General features: G+C 69.0%; 17 protein-coding genes. 8 read left to right on the forward strand and 9 right to left on the reverse strand.

Annotated features, from left to right (window positions below; genetic code table 11):
• Window positions 1–9 precede the first annotated feature (9 nt).
• Genes ETC07_RS09045 through ETC07_RS09055 form a run of 3 tightly spaced genes read right to left on the reverse strand, consistent with a single transcriptional unit; the run spans window position 10 to window position 2,936 of the window.
• Entirely contained in the window at window positions 10–978 is a 969-nt protein-coding gene (locus ETC07_RS09045; protein WP_240724603.1) for a 2-dehydro-3-deoxygalactonokinase, read from the reverse strand.
• Between the two features lie 8 nt (window positions 979–986).
• A complete protein-coding gene (dgoD, locus tag ETC07_RS09050) occupies window positions 987–2,135 on the reverse strand; it encodes a galactonate dehydratase (protein WP_136248186.1) in 1,149 nt (382 codons plus the stop codon).
• A gap of 48 nt (window positions 2,136–2,183) precedes the next feature.
• Window positions 2,184–2,936, reverse strand: a complete 753-nt coding sequence (locus ETC07_RS09055) for a FadR/GntR family transcriptional regulator (protein WP_136248187.1) — start codon at window positions 2,934–2,936, stop codon at window positions 2,184–2,186.
• A 202-nt stretch (window positions 2,937–3,138) separates the two neighbouring features.
• Here ETC07_RS09055 and ETC07_RS09060 point away from each other — a divergent pair, with 202 nt between their 5' ends.
• From ETC07_RS09060 to ETC07_RS09070, 3 genes are read left to right on the forward strand one after another with little or no spacing between them, the layout of a single operon-like run.
• Window positions 3,139–3,993 (forward strand): putative selenate ABC transporter substrate-binding protein, encoded by an 855-nt coding sequence (locus ETC07_RS09060; RefSeq protein ID WP_136248188.1) that lies wholly within the window; start codon window positions 3,139–3,141, stop codon window positions 3,991–3,993.
• Window positions 3,993–4,730 (forward strand): ATP-binding cassette domain-containing protein, encoded by a 738-nt coding sequence (locus ETC07_RS09065; RefSeq protein ID WP_136248189.1) that lies wholly within the window; start codon window positions 3,993–3,995, stop codon window positions 4,728–4,730. Before ETC07_RS09060 ends, ETC07_RS09065 begins: the two co-directional genes overlap by 1 nt.
• Window positions 4,727–6,238: a PhnE/PtxC family ABC transporter permease gene (locus tag ETC07_RS09070; RefSeq protein WP_205742529.1), complete on the forward strand. Its 1,512-nt coding sequence runs from the start codon at window positions 4,727–4,729 to the stop codon at window positions 6,236–6,238. The genes ETC07_RS09065 and ETC07_RS09070 overlap by 4 nt, the downstream gene beginning before the upstream one ends.
• Before the next feature lie 85 nt (window positions 6,239–6,323).
• Here the strand turns inward: ETC07_RS09070 and ETC07_RS09075 are convergent, their stop codons facing one another.
• Window positions 6,324–6,686: a RidA family protein gene (locus tag ETC07_RS09075; protein WP_136248190.1), complete on the reverse strand. Its 363-nt coding sequence runs from the start codon at window positions 6,684–6,686 to the stop codon at window positions 6,324–6,326.
• A 297-nt stretch (window positions 6,687–6,983) separates the two neighbouring features.
• Here ETC07_RS09075 and ETC07_RS09080 point away from each other — a divergent pair, with 297 nt between their 5' ends.
• The 4 genes from ETC07_RS09080 (at window position 6,984) to ETC07_RS09095 (ending at window position 9,571) form a co-directional block, all read left to right on the forward strand.
• Window positions 6,984–7,265, forward strand: a complete 282-nt coding sequence (locus tag ETC07_RS09080; protein ID WP_136248191.1) for a BufA1 family periplasmic bufferin-type metallophore — start codon at window positions 6,984–6,986, stop codon at window positions 7,263–7,265.
• 202 nt (window positions 7,266–7,467) lie between these two features.
• The gene (bufB, locus tag ETC07_RS09085; protein ID WP_136248192.1) at window positions 7,468–8,328 is read left to right on the forward strand and encodes an MNIO family bufferin maturase; all 861 of its coding nucleotides are present in this window, start codon (window positions 7,468–7,470) and stop codon (window positions 8,326–8,328) included.
• Window positions 8,325–9,101, forward strand: coding sequence for an HvfC/BufC N-terminal domain-containing protein (locus ETC07_RS09090; RefSeq protein ID WP_168709207.1), 777 nt, complete (start codon window positions 8,325–8,327; stop codon window positions 9,099–9,101). Before bufB ends, ETC07_RS09090 begins: the two co-directional genes overlap by 4 nt.
• Window positions 9,098–9,571 carry a DoxX family protein gene (locus ETC07_RS09095; protein ID WP_136248194.1) on the forward strand — a complete coding sequence of 158 codons (474 nt, stop codon included), beginning with the start codon at window positions 9,098–9,100 and terminating at the stop codon, window positions 9,569–9,571. Before ETC07_RS09090 ends, ETC07_RS09095 begins: the two co-directional genes overlap by 4 nt.
• A 143-nt stretch (window positions 9,572–9,714) precedes the next feature.
• Here ETC07_RS09095 and ETC07_RS09100 read toward each other — a convergent pair whose 3' ends face one another.
• The 5 genes from ETC07_RS09100 to ETC07_RS09120 all read right to left on the reverse strand — a co-directional run bounded on the left by ETC07_RS09100 (window position 9,715) and on the right by ETC07_RS09120 (window position 15,351).
• Window positions 9,715–10,569, reverse strand: coding sequence for a universal stress protein (locus ETC07_RS09100; RefSeq protein WP_136248195.1), 855 nt, complete (start codon window positions 10,567–10,569; stop codon window positions 9,715–9,717).
• Window positions 10,570–10,628: 59 nt separating this feature from the next.
• Complete coding sequence (locus ETC07_RS09105) at window positions 10,629–10,976, reverse strand: putative quinol monooxygenase (protein ID WP_136248196.1); 348 nt, start codon at window positions 10,974–10,976, stop codon at window positions 10,629–10,631.
• A 75-nt stretch (window positions 10,977–11,051) separates the two neighbouring features.
• Entirely contained in the window at window positions 11,052–12,542 is a 1,491-nt protein-coding gene (locus tag ETC07_RS09110; RefSeq protein ID WP_136248197.1) for a SulP family inorganic anion transporter, read from the reverse strand.
• Window positions 12,543–12,996: 454 nt separating this feature from the next.
• The gene (locus ETC07_RS09115; RefSeq protein WP_136248198.1) at window positions 12,997–13,779 is read right to left on the reverse strand and encodes a slipin family protein; all 783 of its coding nucleotides are present in this window, start codon (window positions 13,777–13,779) and stop codon (window positions 12,997–12,999) included.
• A gap of 102 nt (window positions 13,780–13,881) precedes the next feature.
• Window positions 13,882–15,351 (reverse strand): NfeD family protein, encoded by a 1,470-nt coding sequence (locus ETC07_RS09120; protein ID WP_240724604.1) that lies wholly within the window; start codon window positions 15,349–15,351, stop codon window positions 13,882–13,884.
• 248 nt (window positions 15,352–15,599) lie between these two features.
• Here ETC07_RS09120 and ETC07_RS09125 point away from each other — a divergent pair, with 248 nt between their 5' ends.
• Window positions 15,600–16,844 carry an ABC transporter substrate-binding protein gene (locus ETC07_RS09125; RefSeq protein ID WP_136248199.1) on the forward strand — a complete coding sequence of 415 codons (1,245 nt, stop codon included), beginning with the start codon at window positions 15,600–15,602 and terminating at the stop codon, window positions 16,842–16,844.
• The last annotated feature ends 21 nt before the right edge of the window (window positions 16,845–16,865 follow it).

The raw sequence follows: 16,865 nt of genomic DNA on the forward strand, positions 1-16,865 counted from the left end.
GGCTCCTGTTCAGTCATGGTCGAGGGCGGCTCGGGCCAGGCCGAGGCCGGCCAGCACCGCGCGTTGGTTGGCGATGATCTCGCTTTCGTGACCCAGCGCCGAGAGCGCCAGGGCATAGCGCCGGCACAGCGCCTCGCCGCCGATCAGCCGCACGCGCTGAGCGTCGTCCAGGCCACGACAGGCGCCGGCCAGCTCCAGGCCGATGGCGAGCCCCGAGAGCCGCGCGGCCAGCACCGCGCCGCGAGCCTCGCCACTCGGCAAGGCCTCGTCGAGCAGGTCCATGGCGCGCAGCCCGAACAGCTGCCGGGTGAAGGCCTCGGGCGCGGCGACCACCTCCGTCACCGCGGTGGTGAAGGCCTCGCGGCAGGCCGAGTCAGCCAGGTCGTCTTCGCCCAGCGAATGGGCCAACACCGAGCGCTCGGCCAAGAGCCGATAGAGCTCACCGGTCATGAAGGTATGAAAGCGCTCTACCCGGCCCGCCTGCAGGGTCGCCCACTTGGCGTGGGTGCCGGGCAGGCACACCGGCCCGGAGACTCCCGGTTCGAGGGCCGCCAGCCCGGCCAGCTGCGTCTCTTCGCCGCGCATCACGTCGAAACCGCCGGCCTCCCCGCCCTGGCAGAGCCCCGGCAGCAGGTGCACATCGAGGCGCGCGTCTTCGGTGTCTGGCCGCGCCGCACCCTGGGCCAGGGCGTCGAGCGCGCGGGGCACCGGACGATACGGCGCCTCGCGCCAGCCCTGGCGGGCGCCGGCCATGCCGCATACCAGTACCGGCGTGCGCCCCTCGACGGGCAGCCAATCGCCGATGGCGGCCAGCAGCGCCGGCTCGTAGTCGGCCGGGGCGAGGTCCAGCATGCCGCGGGCGGCCTCGACCTCGGCCAGCACCTCGCCGCCGTCGGCGAGGGCCCAGGCACGCAGGTTGCTGGAGCCCCAGTCGACGGCGACCCAGGCCAGGCGTTGTGGAATCGATGTCTCCATCATGGCCTCCCTTACCATTCGGCGATCGAGCCGTCCTCGTGGGTCCACACCGGGTTGCGCCAGCGATGGCCCACCTTGGCGCGCTCCTCGACGAAGGCCTCGTCGATCTCGACCCCCAGCCCTGGGCCCTGGGGAATGGCGCAGAAGCCGTCCTCGATGCTGAGTGCCGACTTGTCGACCAGGTAATCGAGTACGTCGTTGTCCTTGTTGTAGTGAATGCCCATGCTCTGTTCCTGGATGAAGGCATTGTGGCTGACCGCATCCACGTGCAGCGAGGTGGCGAGCGTCAGCGGGCCGAGCGGGCAGTGCGGCGCCATCGCCACGTCATGGGCCGAGGCCAGGACGGCGATCTTCAGGCCCTCGCTGATGCCGCCGCAATGGGAAAGGTCGGGCTGGACGATGTCGATCATGCCGTCGGCCAGCAGGTCGCGGAACTCGAAGCGGGTGTGCAACCGCTCACCGGTGGCCAGCGGATAACCGAGCCCGCCGGCGATGTGTTTGAGGCACGGCAGGTGCTCGGGGGCCACCGGCTCCTCGACGAACATCGGGTGGAAGGGCTCCAGCTCGCGCAAAAGCGCCTTGGCCATGGGCCGGTGCACGCGGCCGTGGAAGTCGATGCCGATGCCGACATCCGGGCCCACCGCCTCGCGGGCCTCGGCGACCCGCGCCACGGCCTCGTCGACCTTGCGATGGCTGTCGACGATCTGCATCTCCGGCGTGCCGTTCATCTTGAAGGCGGTGAACCCCTGGTCGACCAGGGTCTTGGCGCCGGCGCCCACGTCGCTCGGACGGTCGCCGCCGGTCCAGGCGTACATGCGCATCTTGTCGCGCACCGCGCCGCCCAGCAGCTGGTGCACGGGCACTCCCAGGTCACGACCCTTGAGGTCCCACAGCGCCTGATCGATGCCGGCAATGGCGCTCATCAGGATCGGCCCGCCACGGTAGAAGCCGGCGCGATACATGACATTCCACAGGTGCTCGATGCGATGCGGGTCCTCGCCGATCAGGTAGTCGGACAGCTCATGGACCGCGGCCTCGACGGTGGCGGCGCGGCCCTCGATGACCGGCTCGCCCCAGCCATAGGCGCCCTCGTCGGTCTCGATCTTGAGAAACAACCAGCGCGGCGGCACCTGCCAGGTCTTGAGTCGGGTGATCTTCATGCAAGGCTCCTTGTCATTGAACGTGGACGGCCGCCATGGCGGCCGTCGCTATCGATCGGCGCGGACGCCGGTCGCGGTGTCGAGCGCCAGGTCTCGAGCGGTGAGCCCCAGCACCTCGCGGGCGGCCCGGGCGGCGCGTGTTCCGTCGCCGTCGCGGATCGCCGCGAGCACCGCCGCGTGGCGACCCAGGCTGTCACCGAGGCCGCCGTCGCCGCGGGCGGGCCGTTGGGAGTGCTGGACCAGGGCGAGGATCGACGGGCGCAGGAGATGGCCCATCTGGCGCCACACCAGGTTGTGGCTGGCCTCGTAGATCGCCTCGTGGAAGGCCACATCATATTCCACGTGCTGCGCGGCCTGGCCCGGCGCCTCGGCGGTCTCCGACATGCCGCGGAAGGCCGCCTCGAGGCGCGCCAGATCGTCGGCGTCGGCGGCCCCCGCGGCCAGCTCCGCCACCACCGGCTCCGCGGAGTGGCGGAAGGCCAGCAGCTCGCGCACCAGCTGCGGCTGGGGCCGTTCGAGACCGACCAGCCAGTCGCTCATCTGCGGGTCGAGCAGATGCCAGTCGCCGACCTCGCGCACCCGGGTGCCGCGCCCGGCGGTGCGCTCGAGCAGCCCGGCGGCGGTCAGGGCGGCCAGCGCGTTGCGCACCAGGTTACGGCTGACGGTGAAATGCGCGGCGAGGTCGAGCTCCTTGGGGAAAGCCTCGCCGGGTAGCCAGCGACCGCCGAGCAGCGCCCGGGCCAACCGCCGAGCCAAAGCATCGGCACCCCCCTGATGGGGACCAAGTGACTCGAGACTCATCGCGGGCTCCTCTCGCTGTCGCCCCACGCCGCCGGGGTTTCCGAGGGTGCGACCGAAAAATGTCTGACATTTACCCTGTCAGTGTAAGTCGAACGATGCCGCCGCGTCATGCGCCTTTGGTCCAATGGATTCCCGAGACCGAGCTTGCCAGGCCCGCCCCCAACCACAACAATAGCGGCTTCGATTCCCTAGGAGACCGCCCATGCGCTGGTTCGCCGCTTCCTTCGCCGCCCTCGCCCTGTTCGCCCAGGGCGCGGCGGCCGACACCTTCCGCTTCACCGCCATCCCCGACGAGGACCAGTCGCGCCTGGTCGAGCGCTTCTCCCAGGTGGCGGACTATCTCGAGCAGCGGCTCGGCGTCGAGGTGGAGTACGTGCCGGTGAAGTCCTACGGCGCGGCGGTCAGTGCCTTTCGCAACGACCAGGTCCAGCTGGCCTGGTTCGGCGGCCTCTCCGGCGTTCAGGCGCGCCGCCTGGTGCCGGGCTCCCAGGCGCTCGCCCAGGGCGCCGAGGACGCGGCGTTCAAGACCTACTTCATCGCCCATGACTCCACCGGCCTCGAGCCCGGCGAGACGCTGCCCGACGCCGTCGAGGACATGAGTTTCACCTTCGGCTCGCGGACCTCCACCTCCGGCCGCCTGATGCCCGACTACTACCTGCATCAGCGCTTCGACGAGGCCCCCGACGAGCTCTTCTCGCGGGTCGGCTTCTCCGGCGACCACACCCGTACCATCGCCCTGGTCGAGGCCGGCACCTACCAGCTGGGTGCGGTCAATTACGCGGTGTGGGAGGCCGCGGTGGAAGACGGTCGCGTCGACACCGATCAGGTGCAGGTGATCTGGTCCACTCCGACCTATCCGGACTACCAGTGGACCCTGCGCGGCGATGCCGACGAGCGCTACGGCGATGGCTTCTCCGACCGCGTGCGCCAGGCGTTGCTCGAGATGGATGACCCGGCGCTGCTCGATAGCTTCCCGCGCTCGGCCTTCATTCCCGCCGACAACGCCATGTACACGCCGATCGAGGACGTGGCGGAAGAGCTCGGCCTGCTACGCTGATGGCGCGCCCGAGCGAGACACTGCTGACCCTCGACGGCGTCGACCTGGGGCATGGCGAGCGGGTCGTGTTGCCCCGGGTGCACCTCAGGCTGAGGCGCGGCGAGCGCGTCGCCCTGCTCGGCCCCAGCGGCGCCGGCAAGTCGACGCTGCTGGCCGCCCTGCGCGCCCGGCTCGGTGCCGCGGCCGCCTGGTGTCCGCAGCATCACGGCCTGGTGCCGGGGCTCGCGGTCTACCACAACGTCTACATGGGCCGGCTCGCCGAACACTCGGCACTGGCCAACCTGTGGAACCTGGTGCGCCCGCTGCGTGTTCCCTGGGGCGAGGTCGCCGAGCTCTGCGAGCGGCTCGGCCTCGACGGCCTGATGCGCCGCCCCGTGGGCCGGCTGTCCGGCGGCCAGCGCCAGCGCACCGCCATCGCCCGCGCGCTCTATCAGGCGCGTGAGGTATTCCTCGGCGACGAGCCGGTGGCCAGCATCGACCCTCACCAGGCTCAGCGCCTGCTGGGGCTGATCGAGGAACGTCACGCCACCAGCGTGGTGGCGCTGCATCAGCGCGAGCTGGCGCTCAGCCACTTCGACCGCGTCTGGGGCGTGCGTGACGGCCGACTGGTCATCGACGCCCCGAGCGACGCGCTGACCCTGGCCCAGCTCGATGCCCTCTACCCCGACGCCGATGCCACCGGCATGGCCGACGAGACCCCGCCGGAAGCCCAGCCCTGCGCTCGGGCACACGCATGAACGATGCTGCGCTACCCCGCCGCCCCGTTTGGCTAGCGGGCCACGCCATGGGGCCTCGCCTGGCCCGCCATAGCCTGACGCTGATCGCCCTGGCGCTGCTGCTGCTGCCGCTGGCCGACCTCTCGGTGACCACCCGAGACCCTTGGGCCGAGCTCGGCCGCCTCGCCCAGGGGCTGGCCTGGCCGAACTTCAGCGGCGTGGAATCGCCCTTCCATGCCCTGGGGCTGACCGTGTCGGTGGCCCTGTGGGGCACGCTCGCCGGCGTGGTGCTGGGCTTCCCGCTGGCGCTGCTGTTCACCCGTTCGCGGCTGGTGCGCGCCGGCTGCGCCTTCGTGCGCGCCATCCACGAGCTATTCTGGGCCCTGCTGTTCCTGCAGGTCTTCGGGCTCTCGGCGCTAACCGCCCTGGCGGCGCTGGCGATCCCCTACGCCGGCATCTTCGCCAAGGTGTTCGCCGAGATCCTCGAGCAGACGCCGCGCGCGCCGGCCGAGGCCCTGCCGCCCGGAGGTGGGCGGCTGTCACGTTTCCTGTATGCCGAGCTGCCGCTGGCCTGGGCCCAGCTCGCCGCCTACATCCGTTACCGCTTCGAATGCGGCCTGCGCGCCAGCGTGCTGCTGGGCTTCGTCGGCCTGCCGACGCTGGGCTTCCAGCTCGAGACCGCCTTCCGCGAAGGACGCTATCCCGAGGCCGGCGCCCTGCTGTGGTGCTTCTACCTGTTGATCGCCAGCCTGCCCTGGTGGAGCCACCGGCGGCTGGTGCCGCTGCTGCTGGTCGCCGGCGCCTTCCTGCTCGGCCCCTGGCCCGCGGTGGACGGCGGGCTGCTGTGGCGCTTCGTCAGCCAGGACCTGTGGCCCGCGCCGCTGCTCGACGGCGACTGGGCGGGGCTCGCCGACTGGTTCGCGGGCATTCCCGAGCTGGGGCCCGCCATCGGCCATACCCTGCTGCTGGCGCTGCTCGGCACCGTCGGCGCCCTGCTGGTGGCGCTGCTCCTGTGGCCGTTGGCCAGCCGCCACTTCGGCAACCCGGCGAGCCGGCTGGCCGGCCGAGGACTGCTGGTGCTGCTGCGTTCGACGCCGGAACTGCTGCTGGCCTTCGTCTTCCTGCTGCTGCTCGGCCCCTCGATGCTGCCCGCTTGGCTGGCGCTGGCGCTGCACAACGGCGCGCTGATCGCCTTCCTCGCCGCGCGTCACGCCGATGCCCTGGAGCCCGGCATGCCGGGGTTACCCGCCTCGGGTCGGATGGCCTACGAACTGCTGCCGCGGCTCTACCCGAGCCTGCTCGCCCTGCTCTACTACCGGGCCGAGGTGATCCTGCGCGAGACGGCGATCCTCGGCATGCTGGGCGTGACCACCCTTGGCTATTACATCGATGCGAACTTCCAGTACCTGATGTTCGACGTGGCCGCCTTCCTGCTGCTGGTCACCGCCGGGCTCAACATCGCCGTGGACGCCCTGTCGCGCCGGCTCAGGCCTCGCGACACCCCCCACGAGGAAGCTTGCCTACGCTGAGCCGCCATGCGCCCCGGCCACTCGACGAAAGAGGCCGACGCATGATGCGTCGGCCTCTTGTCTACGGCACTGGGGTCGCCTCGCCTCAGGCGTCCTTCACCAGGGCGGTGACGGTGACCTCGACCTTGAGCTCATCGGCGGGCAGCGGCGCGCAGACGCAGGTCCGCGCCGGAGCATGGCCCTCGGGCACCCAGGCATCCCACACGGCGTTCATGGCCGCCACGTCGCCGCCATCCTTGAGATAGACGGTGGCGGTGAGCAGGTGCTCACGGTCGGAACCGATCTCGGCGAGCAGGCCGTCGACCCGAGCCAGCATGCTTTCGGTCTGCACGCTGATGCCACCCTCGCGGGCCTCGGGGCCGGCCACCTGGCCACACAGATAGGCCACGCCGTTGTGGATCACGGCTCGGCTCATGCGGGCCTTGGTGTCATGGCGCTGAATGGTCATAGCATCGCTCCTGAAGGGTAGAGAAGAGGGAACACGATCTTACCCTAGCGCCCTCGCCACGTAATCCGGCCCACTCACCAAATAGCGGTGTTTTTTCAGCCCTTTATCATGGATTAGAACACGTTGGCAGGAACATCCTCCGGCAGATGACCACGCTTTCTCTCGTTCCGCCCGTTCGGCACGATCTCCTGAACGGAACGGCGACGGCGCTGTAAGCCTTCCTCTCCCCCGTCGACAGAAGGAGGCGCATCGGCGATTGACCGCGAGGCGTACCCGACGACACAGAGGAGAGTTCCCATGAACCGTTCCACCATGATGGCCGCCGTGTTCACCACCGCCCTGGCCCAGGCCGGCGCCATGAGCGCCGCCCAGGCCGCGGACGGCGAGGCCATGGAGAAGTGCTACGGCGTGGCGATGGCCGGTCAGAACGACTGCAAGGCGGGACCGGGCACCACCTGTGCCGGCACCTCCACCGTGGACTACCAGGGCAACGCCTGGAAGCTGGTGCCTGAAGGGTCCTGCACCAGCATCGAGACGCCCCATGGCAACGGTAGCCTGAGCGAAATCGAGCGTCCCTGATGGTCATGCCCGAAAAGTGCCTGCGCTCGGCTATACGGCGTTAAAAACCAGCTCAGAATGCTCATTTACAGCCTGTAAACTCCGCTTCTTCGCTGATTTTTGCCTTATCTATCCCTCGCTCGCCCACTTTTCGAACAAGATCTGGACGTATCGCCCACCCCGGCCCGCCGCCCGGCGGGCCGGGCACCCTGAGGAGATCGCCATGGTCCCGCCCCTCCCCCCGGATGCCGTAGGCATCGGCCTCAAGCCCCGACATGCCGAGGCACTGCTCGACACGCCCCGAGCCACCGACTTCCTGGAACTGCACGCCGAGAACCACATGAGCGACGGCGGCCCCGCCGGCGAGCGGCTCCATGCCCTCGCCGAGCGTTACCCGCTCTCGGTGCATGGCGTAGGGCTGTCGCTGGGCGGCGCCGAGCGCCCCGACCCGGCCCACCTGACACGACTGGCCGGACTGGTGGAGACGCTCGATCCGGCGCTGGTCTCCGAGCACCTGGCCTGGAGCCGGCTCGACGGCGACTACTATAACGACCTGCTGCCGGTACCCCTCACCGAGGAGAGCCTGGCATTGGTCGCCCGCAATATCGACATCGCCCAGCAGGCCCTGGGGCGCCGGATGCTGATCGAGAACCCCAGCCTGTATGTGGGCCTCGACATCAACACCCTCGACGAAGCCGAGTTCCTCACCGAGCTGGTGGCCCGCACCGGCTGCGGGCTGTTGATGGACGTCAACAACGCCTACATCAGCGCCCACAACTTGGGCCGTGACCTCGACACCTACCTGGCCGCCCTGCCCTGGGAAGCGGTGGGCGAATTCCATCTGGCCGGGCACAGCCTCGACACGGCGGTCGACCCACCGTTGCGCATCGATGACCACGGCAGCCCGGTCGGCGAGGCGGTCTGGGCGCTGTATCGCCGCCTGGTCACCGCCGCGCCCGACGCCCCGACCCTGATCGAATGGGACGCCCGGGTGCCGACACTCGAGCGCTGGCTCGAGGAAGCCGGGCTGGCCCGTGCCCAGCGCCTCGCGGCACGTCCGACGGCGGCGAGGAAGACGGCATGAGTGCGCTGGCCGACTGGCAGCGGCGCTTCGTCGCCGCCCTGCGCGATCCAGGCGCCGAGGCCGACGCCGATCTTGGCCAGGCCGCGGGGCTCGACGTCTATCGCAACAATGTGCGCCAGAGCCTGACCGAGGCGCTGGCCATCGCCTTTCCGCATACCCGTGTGCTGCTCGGCGAGCGCTACTTCGCCGCCGCGGCCGGGGACTATGCCCGCGACCACCCACCCGGCGACCCACGCCTGGCATCCTACGGCACGGGCTTCGCCGATTTCCTGGACGACCTGCCGCCGCTGGCCGACCACCGCTACGTGAGCGATATCTGCCGGCTCGAACGCGCCCGCCTGGACGTCAGCCACGCCGCCGAGACACCGCTACTGGAGGCGGAACGCCTGGCCGCCCACCCCGACCCGGAGAGCCTGCGCGTGACGACTCGGGCGGCGACGTCGCTGGTGGCCTGCCGCCACGACGTGGAAGAGCTGTGGCGGCACCTCGAGCGGGATGGGGTGGCCGCCCCGCTCGGCGAGCGGGGCGGCATGGCGTGGCTGGTGGTGCGCCGCGGGGCACGGGTCGAGCCGCTGCCGGTCAGCCCGGCCAGCGCCGAACTCTACCGGGCGCTCGAGGCAGCCGGGCCACGGAACCAGGCGCTGGGCATGGCCCTGTCGATCAGCGCCGACGCTCATGGGCAGGCGGCCGCCGGCGAGGCGCTGGGCACCCTGCTCGGTGCAGGTTCCCTGGCCATGATCGAAGATGGGCGCGACGAGGAGGACACCCCATGAAGGCCCTGCTGATCCCCTTGCGGCTCTACTACCACCGGCTGGAGCCAGCCCTCGAGCGCCTGCCCCTTGATCCCGTGGCCTTGCTGGCGCGGCTCGTGCTGGGCAGCGTCTTCTTCCGCTCGGCGCTGACCAAGGTCGACGGCCTGGCGATCAGCCAGAGCACCTTCTTCCTGTTCGAGCACGAGTATGCCTTGCCATTGCTGCCGCCGGTGCTCGCCGCCTACCTGGCGACCAGCGCCGAATTCGGCCTGTCGCTGCTGCTGTGGGCGGGCCTGGCCACGCGCCTGGCCGCCCTGGGCCTGCTGGCCATGACGCTGGTGATCCAGACCTTCGTCTATTCCGAGGCCTGGGTGACCCACGGCCTCTGGGCGACGGGACTACTGACGTTGCTGCTGCGTGGCCCCGGCGCGCTCTCGCTGGATCGCCTGCTGGGGCGCCGGCTGAGTGGCGGACCGGGCCACCGCCCGTGACGACACGGCCAGCCAGGCGATGCCGAACAGCCCGCCGATGGACGCGCAGCGGGGTCCGATCACGCATGGCACGCTCCAGGGAGTAGAAAGCCAGGGGCCCCGCATCGCGGGGCCCCTGGCCTTGAACGTCACACTCCCACGCCTCAGCGCAGCAACAACACCGGTACGCTGGCATGGCGCAGCATCTCGGCGGTGGTGCTGCCCACCAGCAGGTGGCGAATGCGCGAGTGACCGTAGGCGCCCATCACCATCAGGTCGATGCCATGCTCGTCCTTGTAGGCTCGCAGGGTCTCCTCCACCTCGCCGGCGCGAATCTCCCCCTCGGCCTCGTGGCCGGCCTCGCGCAGGGTGCCGAGCGCCCAGTCGAGCTGGGAACGATGCTCGCCGGTCTCGGCGCCGACGATCACCACATGGCAGGGGATGCCGGCGAACAGCGGACTCTTCGCCAGCAACTCGACGCCCTTGCGGGTGGTATTGCTGCCATCGAAGGCGATCATCACCCGCTCCGGGCGCTTGAAGGTCTCCGGCACCATCAGGATCGGGCGATGCAGGCCACGCACCACTCGCTCGAGGCTGGAGCCCAGGTGCTCGCTGTCCCGATGGGCGCTGCCACCGCGCTTGCCCACTACCAGTAAGCGGATCTCGTCTTCCAGCTCGGTGAGGGTCTCGACCAGGGTGCCATTGCGCTGGCGGCCGGCGGGCTCGTCGATACCGTCCTCGACGGCACGCTCCTTGGCCGCCTGAAGCATCAGTCGCCCCTGCTCCTGGGCCACCTTGGCGCGTTGCTCATCGAGCTGCGAGAGCTCCTCGAGCAGATGCTCGCGGGAGCCCAGCCCGATGGTGCCGGAGAGGTCCGCCTCGGCGGTCTGGGGATGATTGTCGACCACGTGCAGGAAGGTCAGCGGCGCGTCGAGCGCCTGACTGGCCCAGGCGGCGTAATCGCAGACGCCCTCGGAATACTGCGAGCCGTCGATGGCGGCCATCACCTGTTCTGTCATCTGTCTGTCCTGAAGCCGGCGTATATGGTTGTGGTTACCCGTGTTCTACCCCATCGGGATCAGAACGTCGAGGCGTCGAAGTCATGGGGCTCATCGGTATAGACGCAGACATTGACGTTCGCCACGTCGCCCTCCTCGGCCTCGACCTGGGCCGCGAAGAAGGCCTGGAGCTCGCGGCGGTTGCAGTGCGCCTCGAAGGCCTCGCGGCTGGCCCAGATCTCGTGAAACACGATGGGATAGCTCTCGCCGGCGGCATTGGGATGCTCGATGCGGCGGGTCACGGTGTACTGGAGGCAGCCATCCTCGCGATGGGCGTTGGGCTCGAGCGCCTGCAGGGCGGCGAACACGGCCTCCTCACGGCCGGGTTTGGGCTGGAACTGGGCGGTGCAATAGACCTTCTGTGACATCTCGTCGCTCCTGGTTTTCGTCTCGGTGGCCGGCGGCGAGGCCCCGGCCCGTCCCTGTTATCGATGCGGCGCGGCTCAGTGGCCGCCCATCAGCTTCTCGACGGCTTCCGGATCATCATGGATCGCGTAGCGGTCGACGATGGTCGCGCTGGCCTCGTTGAGGCCGATCAGCTCGACGTCGGTGCCTTCGCGGCGGAACTTGATCACCGCCATGTCCAGGGCCTGAACCGCGGTGATGTCCCAGAAGTGCGCCCGCGACAGGTCGATGGTGACCTTGGCCACGCTCTCCTTGAAGTCGAAGGCATTGCTGAAGCGCTCGGAAGACGCGAAGAACACCTGGCCCACCACCCGATAGACCCGACGGCTGCCCTCGTCGGCCGGCTCATCGCCGATGTAGAGGATATTGCCGACCTTGTTGGCGAAGAACAGCGCCGCCAGCAGCACACCGACGAACACCCCCATGGCCAGGTTATGGGTACTCACGGTGACCGCCACGGTGGCCAGCATCACCAGGTTGGACGACAGCGGATGCTTCTTCAGGTCGCGGATCGAGGACCAGCTGAAGGTGCCGATGGAGACCATGATCATCACCGCCACCAGCGCCGCCATGGGGATCATCGACACCCAGTCGGCGAGGAATACCACCATCACCAGCAGCATCACGCCGGCGAACAGCGTGGAGAGCCGGCTACGACCGCCGGATTTGATGTTGATCACCGACTGGCCGATCATCGCGCAGCCCGCCATGCCACCGAGCAGGCCGGTGCCGATGTTGGCGACGCCCTGGCCCTTGCACTCGCGGTTCTTGTCGCTCTTGGTGTCGGTGAGATCATCGACGATGGTGGCCGTCATCATCGACTCGAGCAGCCCCACCACGGTGAGCATGATGGCGTAGGGGAAGATGATCGTCAGGGTCTCGAGGTTGAACGGCACGTCCGGCCACAGGAACACCGGCAGGGTGTCCGGCAGCTCGCCCATGTCACCCACGGTGCGAATATCGAGGCCGACGGCCAGGGCCACGGCGGTCAGCACCAGGATGCACACCAGCGGCGAGGGCAGCGTCTTGCCGATCACCGGCACATAGGGGAACAGGTAGATGATGCCGAGCCCCGCCGCGGTCATCGCATAGACATGCCAGGTCACGTGGGTCAGTTCCGGCAATTGCGCCATGAAGATCAGGATCGCCAAGGCATTGACGAAGCCCGTCACCACCGAGCGCGAGACGAAGCGCATCAGGTCCGCCAGACGCAGGTAGCCGGCGACGACCTGCAGCGCGCCGGTGAGCAGCGTGGTCGCTAACAGGTACTCGAGCCCGTGCTCCTTGACCAGCGTCACCATCAGCAGCGCCATGGCACCGGTGGCCGCCGAGATCATGCCCGGCCGCCCGCCGGTGAAGGCGATGATCACCGCCATGGAGAAGGAGGCATAGAGGCCGATCTTGGGATCGACGCCGGCGATGATCGAGAAGGCGATGGCCTCGGGAATCAGCGCCATGGCGACGACGATGCCCGACAGGAGATCGCCCTTGATGTTGGAGAACCAGTCTTGCTTGAGGGATCGAGTCATGCTGCGGTCCAGTCGAGAGTGGAGGTGTAAGCCACGAAGGCCTCAGGGTCGTGTCGAGCGCAGCCCTGTCCGGCATCGCAAGGAAGCCGACGCCGAGGCGTATCGAGAACGCCGTGGCGCATGGGATCAGGAACTGGCATTACCGGCGGGCGCGAGGCGCCCTGAGCATCGCGACGATGCCCGGCCGCGATGCCATCATGACGACGTCATCGCGGCCCGAATTCGGGAGGGAAGTGCTAGGGCGGCGTGGCCAGCCCGGTATGAGGGGTCATCACGGTGTGTCGGTTCCCTGGCACTGAATCGACGGGAAGTCGGCCGCTCGGGCCAGCCCGTCAGGAACGCGGGAGTCTACCAGACACGCCGGATCGCTGCATCCGGCGAGACATGCCACCGGCACGCCGCGTCGCGATCCGACACGGCGTGCTGGTCCCTCGAAAGACGTCACCGTGCGGCGCTATCGATTCCGCTGTAGATCACCCTTGTCGCCGACGGCGCCGGCCATCGACTTGAAGGCCTCCATCAGGTCGATGGGTAACGGCACCACGATGGTGGAGGCGTTCTTGTTGCTCATGTCGTTCATGGTCTGCAGGTAACGCAGCTGCAACGCCGCCGGATTCTCGGACATCACGTTGGCGGCATCGACGAGCTTCTTCGAGGCCTGCAGTTCGCCCTCGGCGTGGATCACCTTGGCGCGCCGCTCGCGCTCGGCCTCGGCCTGGCGGGCGATGGCGCGGATCATGCTCTCGTCCAGGTCGACGTGCTTGATCTCCACGTTGGCCACCTTGATGCCCCAGCTTTCCGCCGAGGCATCGATGATCTCCTGGATGTCGTCGTTGAGCTTGTCGCGCTCGGAGAGCATCTCGTCCAGGTCATGCTTGCCGAGCACCGAGCGCAGGGTGGTCTGAGCCAGCTGGCTGGTGGCATTGACGAAGTGCTCGACCTGGATGATGGCCTTCTCCGGGTCCACCACCCGGAAGTACAGCACGGCATTGACCTTGACGGTGACGTTGTCCTGGGAGATCACGTCCTGCTCGGGCACGTCCATGGTGATCACCCTCAGGTCGACCACCTGCATCTTCTGGATGCCCGGAATGATGATGAACAGCCCCGGCCCCTTCACCGATTGGAAGCGACCCAGGAAGAACACCACGCCGCGCTTGTACTCCGGAAGGATGCGGATCGAGGCCGCGATCAACAGCAGCAGTACGACGACCGGCACGAGATAGGAAATCATCATGGCATGGCTCCTTGGTTCCTGAAGGCAGGGTGTCGAGTATCAGGGTGGCAGACAGCGGCGGCTCGGGCGGCGATGCCTCCACGACGCGGGCGCAGCACGCCGTCAGGCCTCGCGCGGCGGCGCCGAGAGCGGCTCCACCTCGACGGTGAGCCCGTCGAGGCCGACCACCCGCACCGCCTGCCCACGATGCAGCGATGCCCGGCCGCGGGCGTTCCAGCGCTCGCCCTGGAGGCGCACGTGCCCCTCGCCCTGGAAGTCCTCCAGCGCCACCCCCTCGCAGCCCACCAGCCCTTCCTGGCCGGTGCGCGCCGGGCGACGGCGCAGCCCCAGGAAGCGTGTGGCCACCCACAGCATCAGTCCCGCCGCCACCAGGGCGACGCCGCCGATCAACGGCAGCGAGATGTTCAGGGTGTCCGCGTCCATCAGCATCACCGAACCGATCACGAAGGCCACGATACCGCCGATGCCCAGGATGCCGAAGCTCGGCATCAGCGCCTCGCCGACGATCAACGCCAGCCCGACCAGGATCAACGCCAGGCCGGCATAGTTGATGGGCAGCACCTGGAAGGCGAACAGCGCCAGCAGCAGGCAGACGATGCCGATGGTGCCGGGCACCAGGCTGCCGGGATTGGCGAGCTCGAAGACCAGGCCGTAGAAGCCGATGAGCATCAGGAAATAGGCCACGTTGGGGTCGGTGATCACCGCCAGCAGCCGGGTGCGCCAGTCGGGATCGAAACGCTCGATGGCGAGATCCGCGGTATCCAGGCGCCGGGTGCCGTCCTCCATCACCACCTCGCGACCGTCGAGCTGCGCGAGCAGGTCGTCGAGGTCGTTGGCCAGCACCTCGATGACTTCCTGCTCCAGCGCCTCGCGGGCGGTGAGGTTGACCGCCTCGCGCACCGCCGCCTCGGCCCAGTCGGCGTTGCGGCCGTGGCGCTCGGCCAACGAACGGATGTAGGCGACGGCATCCTCCAACACCTTACGCTCCATGGCGGTCTCGCCGCGCCGCTTGTCCGCTTCGGCATCGCTCGCCTCCGTCGCCGGCGTGGCCGAGCCGGCGCTAAACTCGCCCTGGCCGTCGTCGCCTTCCGCGTCTCGTGCCTGAGATCCGTCGGGCGGCGCCGGCTCGTCGCCGCCGGGGAATCCGCCGCCGAGCCGCACCGGCGTGGCCGAGCCCAGATGGGTCGCCGGCGCCATGGCCGCCACGTGGCTGGCGTAGAGCAGGTAGGTGCCGGCGCTGGCCGCCCGGGCACCGCCGGGAGAGACATAGACGGCCACCGGGACCTTCGCAGACAGCATCGCCGCGATCATGTCGCGCATCGAGGCATCCAGGCCGCCGGGCGTGTTCAGCCGCACCACCACCAGCCGCGCCTCGCGCTCGGCGGCTATATCCAGCCCACGCTGGAAATAGTCGCCGGTGGCCGGACCGACGGCGCCGTCGAGGGTCATCACCAACGCCGTGTCACGCGGTGTCTGCGCCGCGGCATGCCAGGCGCCCAAGCCCCCCAGCAGCAGGCAGGCCAGGCTCAGACATAGCAGCAGACGGTGCGACAGGGCGAATCGGGACAACATCGGCGTCTCGCCTCGAACGGGGGATGAAGCCACCCTGGCGGGCATCGGGCCGGACAAGCGATGCCTCCCGATACTCCCAAGGCCTGTCGATCAGTGTAGCTGCCATCACCCATAACGCGGCCGCTGCGTTTATCATGTCGGCGAGAGAGCAACGTCGGCCCGCGTTATGCTGGGGCTCTGTAAGGAATACGGCTCGCCGACGACCCACTTGCCATCGCCGATGCCACTCACCGCTAAGGATATCCCCGATGCCTCCACGCCCATCACGGCGTCGTGCCAGCCGCTCCCTGTTGATTCTGCCACTGGCGTTGCTCGCGGTGCTGCCCTTCGCCACGCCGAGCCACGCCGAGGAGGCACCCAAGGCCTGGGCCGATATCGAGGCCGAGGCCCAGGGCCAGACCGTCTACTGGAACGCCTGGGGCGGCGACGCCACCGTCAATCGCTACATCGACTGGGTCGCCGAACGCCTGGAGGCGCGCTTCGACATGGAGGTCGTGCACGTCAAGCTCGACGACGGCGCCGCCGCGGTGTCGCGGGTGGTCGCCGAGAAATCGGCCGGCAACGTCGACGACGGCGCCATCGATCTGGTGTGGCTCAACGGCGAGAACTTCGCCGCCATGAAACGCCACGACCTGCTCTTCGGGCCCTTCGCCTCGCGCCTGCCGCATTTCTCGCTGACCGCCCCGGATGAGCATCCCGAGGTCACCACCGACTTCACCCTGCCCACCGAAGGCTATGAGTCGCCCTGGGGCAAGGCCCAGTTGACCTTCTACTATGACGCCGAGCGCGTCGACACTCCCCCCGCCAGCATGGCCGAGCTGCTCGACTGGGCCCGCGCCCATCCCGGGCGCTTCACCTACCCGCTGGTGCCTGATTTCCTGGGTAGCACCTTCCTCAAGCAGGCGCTGATCGAGCGGGTCGAGGACCCCGGCGTGCTCGCCGAACCGGCCGGCGACCATGATGTCGCGGCGGTGACCGCCCCGCTATGGGAATATCTCGACGCCCTGCATCCACATCTGTGGCGGGGCGGCCGCGACTTCCCCGCCAGCGGCCCGCAGCTCAAGCGGCTGATGGGGGATGGCGAGCTGTCGCTGGCCTTCACCTTCAACCCCTCCGAACCCGCCGCCGCGGTGGCCGCTCACCGGTTGCCCCCCAGCACCCGCAGCTACGTGCTCGACGGCGGCACCCTGGGGAACGTGCACTTCGTGGCGATCCCCTTCAACGCCACCCATCGGGCCGGCGCCATGGTGCTGGCCAACTTCCTGCTTTCCCCCGAGGCCCAGGCCCGCAAGCAGGACCTCGACGTCTGGGGCGATCCCACGGTGCTCGACATGGCGACACTCTCGCCCGAGCAGCGCGCCGCCTTCGACAACGACGACGCCTCGCCCGCCCAGCTGGCGCCCGAGGCGTTCGACAAGCTATTACCCGAGCCTCACCCCAGCTGGATGGAGGCCGTGGAAGCCGGCTGGCGCGAGCGCTATGCCGAGGGTTGATGGCAGGCTCGTGGTGGACGC

This window comes from Halomonas borealis, assembly GCF_004798905.1.
In the GTDB taxonomy this organism is placed as follows: Bacteria; Pseudomonadota; Gammaproteobacteria; order Pseudomonadales; family Halomonadaceae; genus Halomonas; species Halomonas borealis.

Coding starts and splice junctions, on each gene's coding strand:
- ETC07_RS09110 (WP_136248197.1), bottom strand. CDS start 12,542: ATGACTCGATCCCTCAAGCAAGACTGGTTCTCCAACATCAAGGGCGAT.
- bufB (WP_136248192.1), top strand. CDS start 7,468: ATGGTCCCGCCCCTCCCCCCGGATGCCGTAGGCATCGGCCTCAAGCCC.
- ETC07_RS09095 (WP_136248194.1), top strand. CDS start 9,098: ATGAAGGCCCTGCTGATCCCCTTGCGGCTCTACTACCACCGGCTGGAG.
- ETC07_RS09100 (WP_136248195.1), bottom strand. CDS start 10,569: ATGACAGAACAGGTGATGGCCGCCATCGACGGCTCGCAGTATTCCGAG.
- ETC07_RS09060 (WP_136248188.1), top strand. CDS start 3,139: ATGCGCTGGTTCGCCGCTTCCTTCGCCGCCCTCGCCCTGTTCGCCCAG.
- ETC07_RS09125 (WP_136248199.1), top strand. CDS start 15,600: ATGCCTCCACGCCCATCACGGCGTCGTGCCAGCCGCTCCCTGTTGATT.
- ETC07_RS09080 (WP_136248191.1), top strand. CDS start 6,984: ATGAACCGTTCCACCATGATGGCCGCCGTGTTCACCACCGCCCTGGCC.
- dgoD (WP_136248186.1), bottom strand. CDS start 2,135: ATGAAGATCACCCGACTCAAGACCTGGCAGGTGCCGCCGCGCTGGTTG.
- ETC07_RS09115 (WP_136248198.1), bottom strand. CDS start 13,779: ATGATGATTTCCTATCTCGTGCCGGTCGTCGTACTGCTGCTGTTGATC.
- ETC07_RS09090 (WP_168709207.1), top strand. CDS start 8,325: ATGAGTGCGCTGGCCGACTGGCAGCGGCGCTTCGTCGCCGCCCTGCGC.
- ETC07_RS09075 (WP_136248190.1), bottom strand. CDS start 6,686: ATGACCATTCAGCGCCATGACACCAAGGCCCGCATGAGCCGAGCCGTG.
- ETC07_RS09055 (WP_136248187.1), bottom strand. CDS start 2,936: ATGAGTCTCGAGTCACTTGGTCCCCATCAGGGGGGTGCCGATGCTTTG.
- ETC07_RS09120 (WP_240724604.1), bottom strand. CDS start 15,351: ATGTTGTCCCGATTCGCCCTGTCGCACCGTCTGCTGCTATGTCTGAGC.
- ETC07_RS09105 (WP_136248196.1), bottom strand. CDS start 10,976: ATGTCACAGAAGGTCTATTGCACCGCCCAGTTCCAGCCCAAACCCGGC.
- ETC07_RS09045 (WP_240724603.1), bottom strand. CDS start 978: ATGATGGAGACATCGATTCCACAACGCCTGGCCTGGGTCGCCGTCGAC.
- ETC07_RS09065 (WP_136248189.1), top strand. CDS start 3,993: ATGGCGCGCCCGAGCGAGACACTGCTGACCCTCGACGGCGTCGACCTG.
- ETC07_RS09070 (WP_205742529.1), top strand. CDS start 4,727: ATGAACGATGCTGCGCTACCCCGCCGCCCCGTTTGGCTAGCGGGCCAC.